This is a genomic window from Streptomyces sp. NPDC088400 (assembly GCF_044753355.1).
Lineage (GTDB): Bacteria > Actinomycetota > Actinomycetes > Streptomycetales > Streptomycetaceae > Streptomyces.
On the sequence record NZ_JBIVMZ010000012.1, the window covers coordinates 45,036 to 58,158 of the forward strand.

Consider the following 13,123-nt stretch of genomic DNA (forward strand, 5'->3'; position numbering starts at 1 on the left):
ATTATGACAGAAATAGGCATACCGGTTGATCGCCGAGAAGGGGGGCATCATGGCACCCGACCCGGCCGCGCCCGATGCCACACCGCCCGCCCGTCCATCCCGTCGCTCCACGGAATCCGCCGACGACTCCGGCCGGCCCGACTCCGCCCCGGGGGGCGAATGGATACGCGCCACGGAGCTGCGACCACTGCTGGCGGCGATGAACGCGATGCGCGACGGTGACTTCACCGTGCGTGTGGACGGTACGGGTGAGGGCGTGGTCGGCGAGATGGCGAGCGTCTACAACCAGCTGGTCACACGTAACGCGCATCTGGGATCGGAGCTGCAACGGGTCCGCCGGGAGGTGATGCGGCAGGGCAGGCTGGACGAGCGGATCGCGGCGAGCCCCGGCCAGGGCACCTGGGCGACGAACGTGGACGCGATGAACCAGCTGGTGGACGCGCTGGTGGGACCGGTCGCGAACGCGACGCGCGTACTGGACGCGGTCGCGGCGGGAGATCTCACGCAGCGGGTGGACATGCACGACGGCAATCGTCAGCTCCGTGGGGAGCTGCGGCGGCTGGGGAGCGGTGTGAACCGGATGGTGGACCAGCTCTCGCAGTTCACCGGCGAGCTGACACGGGTCGCCCGTGAGGTCGGCACCGAGGGCCGTCTCGGCGGGCGGGCGAAGGTACAGGGGCTGTCCGGGGACTGGCGGGATGTGACAGAGGCTGTCAATACGATGGCTTCGCGGCTGACGGCTCAGGTGCGGGACATCGCCGTGGTGACCACGGCGGTGGCGCGCGGCGATCTCACCCAGCAGGTGACGGTCGAGGCCACCGGCGAGCTGCTGGAGCTGAAGCTGACCGTGAACACGATGGTCGACCAGCTGTCGGCGTTCGCCGACGAGGTCACCCGCGTCGCCCGCGAAGTCGGCACCGAAGGAGAGCTGGGCGGCCGGGCCCAGGTACGCGGGGTCTCCGGCGTATGGAAGGACCTCACCGACAACGTCAACTTCATGGCGTCGAACCTGACCTCGCAGGTCCGCAACATCGCCCAGGTGACCACGGCGGTGGCCAACGGTGACCTGTCGCAGAAGATCACCGTCAACGCGCGGGGAGAGATCCTGCTGTTGAAGAACACCGTCAACACCATGGTCGACCAGCTGTCGGCGTTCGCCGACGAGGTCACCCGCGTCGCCCGCGAAGTCGGCACCGAAGGCCGCCTCGGCGGCCGGGCCCAGGTACGCGGAGTCTCCGGCGTATGGAAAGACCTCACCGACAACGTCAACTTCATGGCGGACAACCTCACCACCCAGGTCCGCAACATCGCCCAGGTCGCCACCGCCGTGGCGGAGGGGGATCTGAGCAAGACGATCACGGTGGAGGCCAAGGGCGAGATCCTTGAGGTGAAGTCGACGATCAACACCATGGTGAACCGGCTGTCGTCCTTCGCCGACGAGGTCACCCGCGTGGCACGCGAAGTCGGCACCGAGGGGAATCTGGGCGGCCAGGCCCAGGTACGCGGCGTGTCCGGGGTATGGAAAGACCTCACCGACAACGTCAACTTCATGGCGCTGAACCTGACCTCGCAGGTCCGCAACATCGCCCAGGTGACCACGGCGGTGGCCGACGGCGACCTGTCGAAGAAGATCACGGTCGATGCCCGGGGCGAGATACTGGAGCTGAAGGACACCGTCAATACGATGGTCCAGCAGCTGCGGGCGTTCGCCGACGAGGTCACCCGCGTGGCACGCGAGGTCGGCACCGAGGGCCAGTTGGGCGGCCGGGCCCAGGTACGCGGGGTGTCCGGGGTGTGGAAGGAACTGACGGACAACGTCAACTTCATGGCCTCCAACCTGACTTCACAGGTCCGCAACATCGCCCAGGTCGCCACCGCCGTGGCCCAGGGCGACCTGTCGAAGAAGATCGATGTGGACGCGCGCGGGGAGATCCTGGAGCTGAAGACCACCATCAACACCATGGTCGACACCCTGTCGTCGTTCTCCTCCGAGGTGACCCGCGTCGCCCGCGAGGTCGGCAGCGAGGGCCGGCTGGGCGGCCAGGCCCGGGTGGAGGCGGTCTACGGCACCTGGAAGCGCCTGACCACCAACGTCAACGAACTCGCCTCGAATCTGACCACCCAGGTCCGGGCGATCGCCGAGGTCGCGTCCGCCGTCGCGCAGGGCGACATGTCCGCGTCCATCTCGGTCGAGGCACAGGGCGAGGTGGCCGAGCTGAAGGACAACGTCAACCTCATGGTTGCCAATCTGCGCGAGACCACCCGCGCGAAGGACTGGCTGGAATCGAATCTCACCCGCATCGCCGGCCTCATGCAGGGCCACCGCGACCTGGTCGAGGTCGCCGACCTGATCCTGAGCGAGCTCACTCCCCTGGTCAACGCACAGTTCGGGGCGTTCTTCCTCACCCAGGCCGGCGCGAAGTCGGGCGAAGGCCTGGAGCTCATCGCCGGATACGGCACCGGCCGGAACCAGGACCCGCTGCCGACGGCCGGGGCCGCGGGCCGCGGCCTGGTCGCGCAGGCCGCGCTGGAGAAGAAGCCCATCCTCATCACCGACGCCCCGCCGGACTACATCACCATCAACTCCGGCCTCGGGGCGGCGCTCCCGGCGAGCGTCGTCATCCTCCCCGTCCTCTACGAGGACCAGGTGCTCGGGGTGATCGAACTGGCCTCCTTCAGCCGGTTCAGCGAGGTCCATCTGGCCTTCATCGACCAGTTCGTCAACACCATCGGCGTCTCGATCAACACCATCATCACGAACGCCCGCACCGAATCACTGCTGTCCGAATCGCAGCGCCTCACCACCGAACTGCGCCAGCGCTCGAACGAACTCCAGCGCACCAACGCCGAGTTGGAGGAGAAGGCCGCGCTTCTGGCGACCGCGTCGCAGTACAAGTCCGAATTCCTGGCCAATATGTCGCACGAACTGCGCACCCCGCTCAACTCCCTCCTGATCCTGGCCCGGCTGCTCGCCGACAACCCCGACGGCAGGCTCTCCGACAAGGAGGAGCAGTTCGCGGCGACCATCCACCGCTCCGGCTCCGACCTCCTTCAGCTGATCAACGACATCCTCGACCTGTCGAAGATCGAGGCGGGCCGGATGGACCTCCGCCCGCAGCGGCTGCCGCTCGTGAAACTCCTGGACTACGTGAACGCCACCTTCCGGCCGCTCGCCACCGACCGGGGACTGACCTTCGAGATCACCGTCGGCGAGGACGTACCCCGCGAAATGTTCTCCGACGAACAGCGCCTCCAGCAGATCCTGCGCAACCTGCTGTCCAACGCGCTGAAGTTCACCTCGACGGGCGGGGCGGAGCTCCTCGTCGAGCGTGTGCCGGGGGCGGAGTTCGACGAGGAGACGCTGCGCGGCGCCGACGCCGTCATCGCGTTCTCCGTGAAGGACACCGGAATCGGCATCCCGCCGGAGAAACTCCCCGTCATCTTCGAGGCGTTCCAGCAGTCCGACGGCACCACCAGCCGCAAGTACGGCGGGACCGGGCTCGGCCTGTCCATCAGCCGGGAGATCGCCGGGATGCTCGGCGGCCGCATCGTCGCCGAGAGCGAGCCCGGCGTGGGCTCCCGCTTCACGCTCTACGTTCCCTCGGTCTCCTCCGGCGTACGCCCCGCGCCCGACGCGTCCGCGCCCCGGGCCACGGCCTCCTCCGTGCCCCCCGCGCTCCCCTCGCGGGCCGAGTCGGTGCCGGACGCCACCGACCACGCGCCGAGCGGTGCGTTCGGCGGTACGGACAGCCTGATCGGCGCGCGAGCCTCCGGGGACACCGACAGCGAGGACACCTCCTGGCCGGAGACGACCCGGCTCAAGGAGTGGCTGAGCGGTCGCTCCGGCCGGGTGCTGACCGGGCGGCGCATCATGATCGTCGACGACGACATCCGGAACGTCTTCGCACTCACCCATGTACTGGGCCGGGTCGGCGTGACCGTGACGTACGCGGAGAACGGCCGCGAGGGGCTGGAGGCGCTGCACCGTAACCCCGATGTGTCCCTGGTCCTGATGGACGTCATGATGCCGGAGATGGACGGGTACGAAACGATCCGGGCCATCCGTGGCACGGCACGCCTCGCCGGCCTGCCGATCATCGCGCTCACCGCGAAGGCCATGCCGGGTGACCGTGAGAAGGCGATCGACAGCGGCGCCGACGACTACGTGCCCAAGCCCGTGGACGTCGACCGGCTGCTGTCGGCCGTCTGCGACCTGCTGGAACGGCGGAACGGGGCCGGGACGGCAGAACCGGTCACGGACGGCGGGGACGGCGAAGGGAACGGGGACGGCGACGGGGACGCCGACTCGCCGAGGCGGGAATCATGAGCGCCGGCACCTCCGACAAGGCCGGCATCCTGATCGTCGACGACATGGAGGAGAACCTGGTCGCGCTGGAGGCCGTCCTGGGACCGCTCGGCCGGACGCTCGTACGGGCCCACTCCGGCGAAGAGGCGCTGAAGGCGATGCTGCGGCAGGAATTCGCGGTGGTGCTGCTCGATGTCCTGATGCCGGGCATGGACGGCTTCGAGACCGCCGCGAACATCAAGCGTCTCGACCAGACCAAGGACGTTCCCATCATCCTGCTGACGGGCGCCGATGCCGACGCGGACTACGCGTACCGGGGATACACGATCGGCGCCGCCGACTTCCTGACCAAACCCATCGACCCCTGGCTGCTGCGCACCAAGGTGAACGTATTCCTGGAGTTGCACCGCAAGAACAGTCAACTCGCCGCCCAGAAAGAGACGTTGGGCAGACAGCTGGCCGCCGAAAGAGGACCGGCGGGCTCCCCCGAAGGCGTCGGCAGCGGACCGGGGAGACGGACCGCGGACGCGCCGGGCGGGTACGAGGAGCGGCTGGCGGAGATCGTCGGACGGCTCACCCAGGCCGAGTTGCTGCTGCGCGAGGCGGGGGACGCCGAGGCGGCCGGACTCGCCGACCGCCTCGCCGACCTGGGACGCGGCGTCGAGGGCCTGCGGGGGAGCCGGGGCGGGGAGTTGGGGCCGACGTGAGCCGAGGCGCGAGGCCCGTACCGCAAGGCATGAGGCTTGAGCCGTAACTACGCGGCGGCGGAACCCTGTTCCACGGTGGACAGCACCAGGGTCACTTCCACCGCCGCCCCGGAGGGCAGGCCGGCCACACCGACGCTGGTACGCGCCGGGGGCGGTCCGGCCAGCAGGGTACGTATGCGGGCGCTCGCGCCGTCGGCGACCCCGCTGTGCTCGGTGAACCGGGGTGTGGCGGCGATGTGAACCGTCATCGACACCGCCGAATCGAGCCGCCGGCCGGCCGTTCGCGCCACCGCCCGCCCCGCCTCGACGGCCCGCTCGGCCGCGAGCGCGGCCAGCGGAGCGGCGTCCTCGACGGCCAGACCGGCCCCGAGGATCCCCGCGGTGATGACGCCGCCGCCCGAGCGTGGGGTCATACCGGCGGTGAAGATCAGGCCACCCACGATCCGGGCGGCGGCGTAGTCCCCGGCCGGAACAGGGGCGTCGGGGACACACGCGTCCGGGACCGGTGCGGGTGGCGCCGGCACGGCCCGCTCCGTCCCGCTCACAGCTGAGGCCCCGCGTCGCAGGAGGTGAGGACCTCGTACCCGGTCTCGGTGATCAGCACGGTCGAGGAGAAGCCGATCCCGGCGGTGTCCCTGACGCGCAGTGTGGGCACCACGTGGACCACCATGCCGGGGGCGAAGAGGCGCCGCTCGTTCTCCCCCAGGGAGAGCAGGTGCCCTTCGCCCCAGTCCGGCGCGAAGGCGATGCCGACCGAGTAACCGCTGCGCTTGCGATACGTGTGTGCCAGTCCCGCGTCCGCGATGGCGGCCTTGCAGGCGGCGTGCGCGGCCGCCGGGGAGCCGCCGGGGCGGACCTCCGTCAGGGCCGCGTCCCTGGCCGCCGCGCAGGCGCGGCCATGGCCGCGGGTTCGCCGGTCAGCGGGCCGGTCCAAACGGTGTGCATGAGAGGCGCGTTGTACCGTCCGGTGGTCGCCGACATCTCCAGCAGTACGGGCTCGTTCTCGCCGATGACCCGGTCGGTCCAGCTCGCGTGGATGGTGCCGGCGCGCGGACCGGAGGCGACGAACGGCTCCATGCCGAAGTACTCCGAGCCGGAGGCGATGAGCCCGCCGAAGGCCGCGGCGGCGACGGTGCGCTCCGAGACCCCGGGAACGGCGGCGGCCGCCGCCGCGGCCATGCCCGCGTTGGTGCTCCGGGCGGCGGCCCTGATCTGCTCGATCTCCAGCGGTGACTTGACGAGCCTGGCCTGGGCCAGCGCGTCGTCGATGTGCGTCACCCGCGTGCCCGCCGCGTCCAGGAGGGCACCCAGCCGCAGGAAGGGCTCGGGCGGCAGAAACCAGGAGCGCGCTTCCACCCCGACCGCCCGTGCGCCCGGCGCCACTTCGGCCAGCAGGTTCGCGGTGGCGAGGACCGGGTCGGAGCTGTCCGGATAGCCCGTGATCCGCTCGAAGTACGTGGTCTCGGCGGCGTTGACGGTCTCGGTCTCGCGCATGAGCAGGGCCGCTTCGCCGTCGGCGGTGACGATCAGGCACTGGTACGTGTAGTAGCCGGGGGTGGCGTGGCCGGAGAGGTAACAGACGTTCTCCGGGGTGTGCACGACGACGGCGTCCAGATCCTTGTCCTTGAGCGTGGCGCGCAGTGCGGCCAGCCGCCGGTCGTACTCGGCCGCGGGAAAGACGGGAGTCATGGAGTGCTCCTGAGGTGTTGAGGGTCGGTGTGGTGATCACGCTGCGGCGCTCGGAGCGCCGGCGCTCACGTTGGGCCGATCAGGGTGAGCGAGGGCGTCACGGCGTGGCCGAGCAGATCGGTACGCAGATCGGTGAGGTACGGGAGCCCGCGTCGTACGGCGGCGGTCTCGGCGGGCGAGACGTTCACGACGCACAGGTCGCTCACGTCGTCCGGGCAGTTGGCCAGCGGCCGCCCTTCCGGGTTCCAGGCTCCGCTGCGGCCGAAGTAGTGCTCCCCCGCGATGTCGCCGACCGCGTTGACGACCAGCGTGGTGACCGTGTTCTCCACCGCCCGTGCCGGGTGGTACACCCCGTAGCGGTACTCGGTGGGGCCGGTGGCGAAGGCGGAGCAGAAGAGGACCGCGTGGGCACCGGCCAGCGCGTAGGCGCGGGTCAGTTCCGGGAAACCGGCGTCGTAACAGATTCCGATCCCCAGGGTGACCCCGCCGTCCTCGATCATGACAAGCCCGGTGCCCGGAGCGAAGACGTCGCGCTCCTCCTGCCACAGGTGCGTCTTGCCGTAGTGGCCGCGTGCTCTGCCGTACGGGTCGATGACGAGTACGGCGTTGTGCGGCCGTCCCGCGGTGGCGACGGCTGATCCGAGCAGCACCCACACGCCCGCCTCGGCCGCCGCCGCGGCGAGGGGCGCCAGGGGGGAGCCACGGGGCGGGGCGGTACCGGCCGGCGGCGCGGTCAGGGACCATCCGTCAGGGTCGGTGCGGATCGACCCGGGATCGTATCCGCAGGAGAACAGCTCGGGCAGGGCCAGTACGCGCGCCCCGCGCCGTGCCGCCTCGTCCACGAGTCGGGTCGCCAGGCCGAGATTGGCGGCGAGATCGCCGGGGACGCTCGGCGCCTGGCCGAGAGCGATGGTCAGCCCCATGCCGGGTCCTCTCCTTCGCGGCGAGTCACCCTTCCGGAGCGACCGCCATCCCTTCCGGAGCGACCGCCGTCGCGGCGAGGCGTCATGCCGGAGCCTCCTCCCTCGCCGCGAGGGCGGCGGCGAGGATCGTCCGGTAGAGCCCCACGGAGCGCACCAGTTCCGTCACGACGATGTGCTCGTCGACCGCGTGCATCACCTCAAGGCTGCCGGGACCGCAGACCAGCGCCGGGACGCCCGCCGCCCTGAAGTGCGTCATGTCGCAGTTGACGGTGAGCCCTCCGAGTGTGTCGTCGGCGCCCGCTGCCGCCAGTGCCCCGCGGCACAGCCGTACGAACGGATGGTCCTGGGGGGTCTCCGAGGGGCCACCGGTGCTGGGGGCGCACTCCACCACCGCGGCGGTCGCGCCCTGACTCTCCGCGTTGAAGCGGGCGAGGACCTCACCGACGGCTTCCACCACGGACTCCTGTGTCTCTCCGGGCAGCAGCCGCCGGTCCAGGGTGATCCGGCAGCGCTCCGGTACGGCGTTGGGCGCCTCACCGCCCTCGATCAGTACGGGCGTGCAGGTGGGCACGCCAAGCAATGGGTGGCCGTGGGCCGAGAGCGAGGCGCTGTAGCGCTCCAGAGCCGCGATCACGTCCGCGGCGGCGGTCACCGCGTTCACCCCCTGGGCAGGGGTCGCGGCGTGCGCGGCCCTGCCGACGACCTCGATCACCGGGCGTACCGAGCCCTTGTGCGCGGTCAGCAACCGCATGCCGGTGGGTTCGCCGACGATGACCGCGTCGGGCAGCCGGCCCTGCCGCGCGAGCTCCGGTACGAGATGGCGGGCGCCCATGGAGTCGCCTTCCTCCTGCGACACGGCGGAGAAGACGATCTCCCCGCGCAGGGCCCCCGCACCGGACCCGGCCGCGTCGGCCCCGCGGGCCAACTCGATCGCGGCGCACGCCATCGCGGCCAGCGGTCCCTTCGCGTCGGCGGCGCCCCGGCCGTACAGCCGCCCGTCGCGAAGGGTGGGCCGGAACGGCGGACTGGTCCAACCGCCGCCCGCGGGTACGACATCGAGGTGCGAGTTGAGCATGATGACGGGCCCGCCTTCCCCGAACCGGCGGCGCGCGGTGAGGTTGACCCGTCCCGGAGCCAGCCGCTCGGTCTCCACATCGAAGCCCGCGTCGGCGAGTCGGGCGGCGAGCAGGGCGGCGGTGCTCTCCTCCTCGCCGGTGGGGGTGGTGGAGTCGCACTCCACCATGGCGGTGAGCAGGCCGAGCACATCGTCGGCGGTATCGACCGTATCGGCGGTATCGGCGCTGTCCGCCCTGTCAGGGGTGGTGGGGCTCGTACGGATCATGGTGCGAACGTCCTTGATCGGTCTGTGTGACATTCATGAGGCGTCGGGAGCGCCGTACCCACCGGGGTCAGTTCGGCGGGGTCCACGCGGACCCGTACGCCGAGGCCGGTGGCGTCGGGGAGGTGTACGGCGCCACGGTGCAGTTCGAGACCGCCGGTGACGTCGTGGGCGACATTGGCGCAGCCCCAGAGTTCGGCCACCTCCACGCCCAGGCCCGCCGCGAGGTGGGCGGTGGTGGCGCAGCCGAGGCGCCCGCAGTCCATCTGCCCGAGTCCCACGTCGAGTTCACGGGAGCGGGCGGCGTCGATGGCCTCGGCCAGTGCGGCCACGGTGCCGGCCTTCTCCAGCTTCAGGTGTACGCCATCGGCTGCGGCCGCGTCGGCGACGGCGTGCACCGAGGCCGCGTCGCGCACCGACTCGTCGGCCCAGACGGGGACCGGCGACGTCGCGCGTACGGCTGCCATCGCCGCCAGGTCACCGGGCGGGGTGGGCTGTTCCAGCCAGGCGACGCCGTGTTCCGCGAGCCACTCGGTGGCGGCGCGGGCGGTGACGACGTCCCACCCGCCGTTGGCGTCGGCTGCCAGGGCGACCGTACCGCTGCCGGACACCCGGTCCACGGACCGGCGGACGGCGGCCACCCGGGCCCGGTCGAGTCCGGGATCGCCGCCGACGCGGATCTTGACCCGGCCGAAGCCGGACTCGGCGGCGGTGACCGCCAGGGCCGCCGCCGCCTCCGGGGTGCCGAACCCGATCGGTGCGTGGGTCGGCAGTGGCGCGTGCCGCCGGCCCGGTGCCGTACGGGGGGAAGCGGGGCCCGGAGCGTGCAACGTCTCCCACAGCGGCAGGCCGCGCGAGCGGGCCGAGGCATCACGCCGGGCGACGTCCAGCAGCGCGGCGGCCGGCGGGCAGTGGGTGGCGAGGCCGGCGGCCAGGGCGGCGGGATCGGCCCACACGGAGTGGCCGACCGGGGGCAGACAGGCCAGGGCCTTGGCGATGTCGCGGGCCGTGTGGTGCGTGGCGTACTCGCCGTTGCCCCGGGTCTCGGCCCATCCGACCTGCCCGTCCGCGAGCCGCACATAGAGGAAGACCTCCGTCAACTCGGCGGCGTCGGCGCTGTGGTGACGCAGCCTCAGCCGAAGAGGCAGCCCGAGCACGCCGTACCGCACCTCGACCACCGCCGCTTCTGCCGCGCACGGGCCCCGGCCGCCTGTCATGCCGGGTCCACTCGTCATGCCGGGTCCAGCGAGCCCACGACCTCGATGACGCGGTCGAGGGCGGCGTCCCACGTGGTCTCGTCCTGGGCGAAGCACAGTCGCAGCCTGCCGGTGCCCGCGAGGCCGAACTGGTAACCAGGATTGACGACCACCCCGGCGTGCTCCTTGAGCGCCAGCGCCACCGCCTGGTCACTCGCCCCGGTCAGGATCTCCGGGAACAGATAGGCCGTGCCGTAGGAGGCGTTGACACGCATGACCGAGGAGGCGTTGAGCTTCTTCACGGTGGTGTCGCGCAGCGCCTGGTACTCCACCAGCCGCCGGTCGAGGAACGCCCCGTCCTCGGCGATCCAGCGCGCCAGCAGATGCTGGGCGTAGGCGGGCGCGCGCAGCGCCGTGCAGGACTGCACGTCCTCCATCACATCGACCAGCGAGGTGGGCGCGACCGCGACACCGAGCCGGTAGCCGGACAGGGATTCGGTCTTGGACGGACCCAACAGGGTCACGGTCCGCTCGGCCATGCCCTCGAAGGCGGCGAGGTGGTGGAACCGCTCGCCCTCGTACACCAGTCGGCAGTAGAGCTCGTCGGCGATGACCGTGAAGTCGTGGCGCTTGGCGGCGTCGGCGATCGCCGTGATCGTCTCCTCGCCGTAGATCGCGCCGGTGGGGTTGTTGGGGTGCGAGAAGACCATCAGGCGGGGCCCCTCGGCGGCGGCTTCCTCCAGCGCCTGGAGGTCGAGGGTGGGGCGGGTTCGCGTACCGCCCTGACTCTCGTCCGGCCAGATCATCGGGATGCGCCGCACCTCGGCGCCGAAGTAGCGCAGCATCCGCTCGGTGGAGAGGTAGTCGGGGTCGGGCAGCAGGACCAGGTCGCCGGGCGACAGAATCGCCGCGAGCGCGGTGAACAGCGCCCCCTGGGTTCCAGGGGTGAGGATGACGTCGGAGGGGCCGGCGGCGGGGATGCCGAGCCCGGTGGAGACGTTGTGTGCGACGGCCTCACGCACCTCGCGATCGCCGCGGTAGGGGGTGTACGTCATACCCTCGCCGCCCGCGGCGGCGGTGAAGGTGGGCAACGCCCACTCCGGCGGCGGGAAGCGGTGTGTGTCGGCGTAGGTGGCGTCGAGGAGTGTGTCCGGCCCCGGGCCGTTCTCCAACTGGCGTTCCGCGTCGCGTACGGACATCCCGAGCCGGTCGGTGTGTTCGGGCAGGGACAGGCGCTGGATGGCCTCGGGCTGATTGATCACGATCGGGATCCTCACTACGTGTTCTCGTACGGAAAGGAGTACGGCGAGTCGGGTACGGAAGGGGGGACGGCGAACCGGAACGGGGAGAGGGGACGGCGAACCGTATGGACCGGGTTCAGACCCGGTCCGACAGGCCGGCCGGCTGGCCGTCGATCGAGCCGGTCAGCGGGCACAGCCCGCCCAGCACATGCGCCCGTGTGAGAGCGGCCGACCGTTCGGGATCCCCGGTCAGCAGGGCGTCGAGGATGTCGGTGTGTTCGTCCACGGAGATCTGCGCGCGGTGTGAATCCGCCAGGTAGAGGGCCACGTAACGGTCGCTCTTCGCCCGCAGCTGGTTGAGAGCGGCCAGGGAGGCCGGCATGGCCGCCAGCGCGTAGATCCCATCGTGGAACTGCCGGTCCAGCCTTCGGACTTGAGCCGTGTCGCCGAGCGACACCGCGATGCGCTGCCGCTCCAGCAGCAGCTCGAAATCGGCGGCCAGGGACCCGCGGTCCCCGCTCTCCGCCTGCGCGGCGGCGGCCGCCAGCAGGCTCTCCAGCGCGGCCCGCCCGTTGTAGATGTCACGGGCGTCCGCGACGGAGACCTCGGCGACGATGGACTTCTGGTGCGGACGGTCCACCACCAGGCTCTCGGCGACCAGCCGCGACAGGGCGTCGCGCAACGGGCCGCGGCTGATGCCGAGTTCGGTGGCCAGGGCTTCCTGGCTGAGCTGTTCGCCGGGGGCGAGTACGCCGGTCAGGATGCGTTCGCGAAGCTGCTGGTAGGCCCAGTCCTGTTTACGCAGACTCCCGGGAGCGGTCGACCGGACAGCGGAGGTTCGTCCCGGAGGGGGCTTGGTCGTCATCGTCCTACTCTCCGAGGATCTGCTCGAAAAAGGTGCGTGTTCTCTCGTGCCGGGGTGCGGTGAAGACGGACTCCGCCGGGCCGTCCTCGACGATCCGTCCGTCGGCCATGAACACCACGCGGTCGGCGCTCTGCCGGGCGAAACCCATTTCGTGGGTGACGACAACGATCGTCATACCGCTGTCGGCCAAGTCGCGCATGACTGCGAGGACTTCGCGGGTGAACTCCGGGTCGAGCGCCGAGGTGGGCTCGTCGAAGAGCATCAGTTCCGGGCGCATGGCCAACGCGCGGGCGATGGCCACCCGTTGCTGCTGGCCACCGGAGAGCTCGTACGGATAGTGGTCGCGGCGCTCCGCCAGCCCCACCCGTTCCAGGAGTTCGTGGGCCTCGTCGCGTGCCTGGCGCCGGGGTGTGTTCCGTACCCGGACGGGGGCCAGTGCCACATTCTCCGTGGCGGTCAGGTGGGGGAAGAGATTGAACTGCTGGAAGACCATACCGATCCGGCCGCCGACCGAGCGCGGCTTGGATCCCGCCTTCGACAGCAACTCGCCCTGGAAGCCGACGCTGCCGGATTCCAGCGGTTCGAGCCCCGCCAGACAGCGCAGCATGGTGGACTTACCGGCTCCTGACGGGCCCAGCACCGCGACGGTCTGGCCGGCCGGGATGGTCAGGTCGACGTCGCTGACCACGGCATTGCCGTGATAGCTGCGGCCGAGGTTCTCCGCCACGAGGACGGTGCGTCCCCTGCGTCCCCCGGGCATGGGTTTCCCGGAGTGATCGCTCCGAGCGGCCGGGGCCGCGGCGGAGGCTCCCGGCGGTGTCGGGATGTCGGGTCCGGCGTCGTTCATGGCACCTCCC

11 protein-coding genes are annotated in these 13,123 nt (G+C 71.0%); 2 read left to right on the forward strand and 9 right to left on the reverse strand.

Features of this window, described 5'->3' with window-relative positions; genetic code table 11:
- The first annotated feature begins 49 nt into the window (after positions 1-49).
- Positions 50-4,327, forward strand: coding sequence for a HAMP domain-containing protein (locus ACIQD6_RS27165; RefSeq protein WP_401886990.1), 4,278 nt, complete (start codon positions 50-52; stop codon positions 4,325-4,327).
- Positions 4,324-5,013 (forward strand): two-component system response regulator, encoded by a 690-nt coding sequence (locus ACIQD6_RS27170; RefSeq protein WP_401886993.1) that lies wholly within the window; start codon positions 4,324-4,326, stop codon positions 5,011-5,013. The genes ACIQD6_RS27165 and ACIQD6_RS27170 overlap by 4 nt, the downstream gene beginning before the upstream one ends.
- 47 nt (positions 5,014-5,060) lie before the next feature.
- Here ACIQD6_RS27170 and ACIQD6_RS27175 read toward each other — a convergent pair whose 3' ends face one another.
- The 9 genes from ACIQD6_RS27175 to ACIQD6_RS27215 form a co-directional block, all read right to left on the reverse strand.
- Complete coding sequence (locus tag ACIQD6_RS27175; RefSeq protein ID WP_401886996.1) at positions 5,061-5,537, reverse strand: RidA family protein; 477 nt, start codon at positions 5,535-5,537, stop codon at positions 5,061-5,063.
- A 17-nt stretch (positions 5,538-5,554) separates the two neighbouring features.
- Complete coding sequence (locus ACIQD6_RS27180) at positions 5,555-5,947, reverse strand: M24 family metallopeptidase (RefSeq protein ID WP_401886999.1); 393 nt, start codon at positions 5,945-5,947, stop codon at positions 5,555-5,557.
- Positions 5,875-6,702, reverse strand: coding sequence for a M24 family metallopeptidase (locus ACIQD6_RS27185; protein WP_401887001.1), 828 nt, complete (start codon positions 6,700-6,702; stop codon positions 5,875-5,877). Before ACIQD6_RS27185 ends, ACIQD6_RS27180 begins: the two co-directional genes overlap by 73 nt.
- Before the next feature lie 65 nt (positions 6,703-6,767).
- Positions 6,768-7,625: a carbon-nitrogen hydrolase family protein gene (locus tag ACIQD6_RS27190; RefSeq protein ID WP_401887003.1), complete on the reverse strand. Its 858-nt coding sequence runs from the start codon at positions 7,623-7,625 to the stop codon at positions 6,768-6,770.
- An 82-nt stretch (positions 7,626-7,707) separates the two neighbouring features.
- Positions 7,708-8,967 (reverse strand): M20 family metallopeptidase, encoded by a 1,260-nt coding sequence (locus ACIQD6_RS27195; RefSeq protein WP_401887006.1) that lies wholly within the window; start codon positions 8,965-8,967, stop codon positions 7,708-7,710.
- Positions 8,964-10,199: a mandelate racemase/muconate lactonizing enzyme family protein gene (locus ACIQD6_RS27200; protein WP_401887008.1), complete on the reverse strand. Its 1,236-nt coding sequence runs from the start codon at positions 10,197-10,199 to the stop codon at positions 8,964-8,966. Before ACIQD6_RS27200 ends, ACIQD6_RS27195 begins: the two co-directional genes overlap by 4 nt.
- Positions 10,196-11,422, reverse strand: a complete 1,227-nt coding sequence (locus ACIQD6_RS27205; RefSeq protein WP_401887011.1) for an aminotransferase class I/II-fold pyridoxal phosphate-dependent enzyme — start codon at positions 11,420-11,422, stop codon at positions 10,196-10,198. The genes ACIQD6_RS27200 and ACIQD6_RS27205 overlap by 4 nt, the downstream gene beginning before the upstream one ends.
- A 115-nt stretch (positions 11,423-11,537) precedes the next feature.
- A complete protein-coding gene (locus ACIQD6_RS27210) occupies positions 11,538-12,266 on the reverse strand; it encodes a GntR family transcriptional regulator (RefSeq protein ID WP_401887014.1) in 729 nt (242 codons plus the stop codon).
- Positions 12,267-12,270: 4 nt separating this feature from the next.
- A complete protein-coding gene (locus ACIQD6_RS27215) occupies positions 12,271-13,026 on the reverse strand; it encodes an amino acid ABC transporter ATP-binding protein (protein WP_401887510.1) in 756 nt (251 codons plus the stop codon).
- Positions 13,027-13,123: the final 97 nt, after the last annotated feature.

Excerpts from the sequence above, each read along its gene's own strand:
- ACIQD6_RS27165 (WP_401886990.1), top strand. The coding sequence starts at position 50 with ATGGCACCCGACCCGGCCGCGCCCGATGCCACACCGCCCGCCCGTCCA.
- ACIQD6_RS27170 (WP_401886993.1), top strand. The coding sequence starts at position 4,324 with ATGAGCGCCGGCACCTCCGACAAGGCCGGCATCCTGATCGTCGACGAC.
- ACIQD6_RS27185 (WP_401887001.1), bottom strand. The coding sequence starts at position 6,702 with ATGACTCCCGTCTTTCCCGCGGCCGAGTACGACCGGCGGCTGGCCGCA.
- ACIQD6_RS27190 (WP_401887003.1), bottom strand. The coding sequence starts at position 7,625 with ATGGGGCTGACCATCGCTCTCGGCCAGGCGCCGAGCGTCCCCGGCGAT.
- ACIQD6_RS27195 (WP_401887006.1), bottom strand. The coding sequence starts at position 8,967 with ATGATCCGTACGAGCCCCACCACCCCTGACAGGGCGGACAGCGCCGAT.
- ACIQD6_RS27200 (WP_401887008.1), bottom strand. The coding sequence starts at position 10,199 with ATGACGAGTGGACCCGGCATGACAGGCGGCCGGGGCCCGTGCGCGGCA.
- ACIQD6_RS27210 (WP_401887014.1), bottom strand. The coding sequence starts at position 12,266 with ATGACGACCAAGCCCCCTCCGGGACGAACCTCCGCTGTCCGGTCGACC.
- ACIQD6_RS27215 (WP_401887510.1), bottom strand. The coding sequence starts at position 13,026 with ATGCCCGGGGGACGCAGGGGACGCACCGTCCTCGTGGCGGAGAACCTC.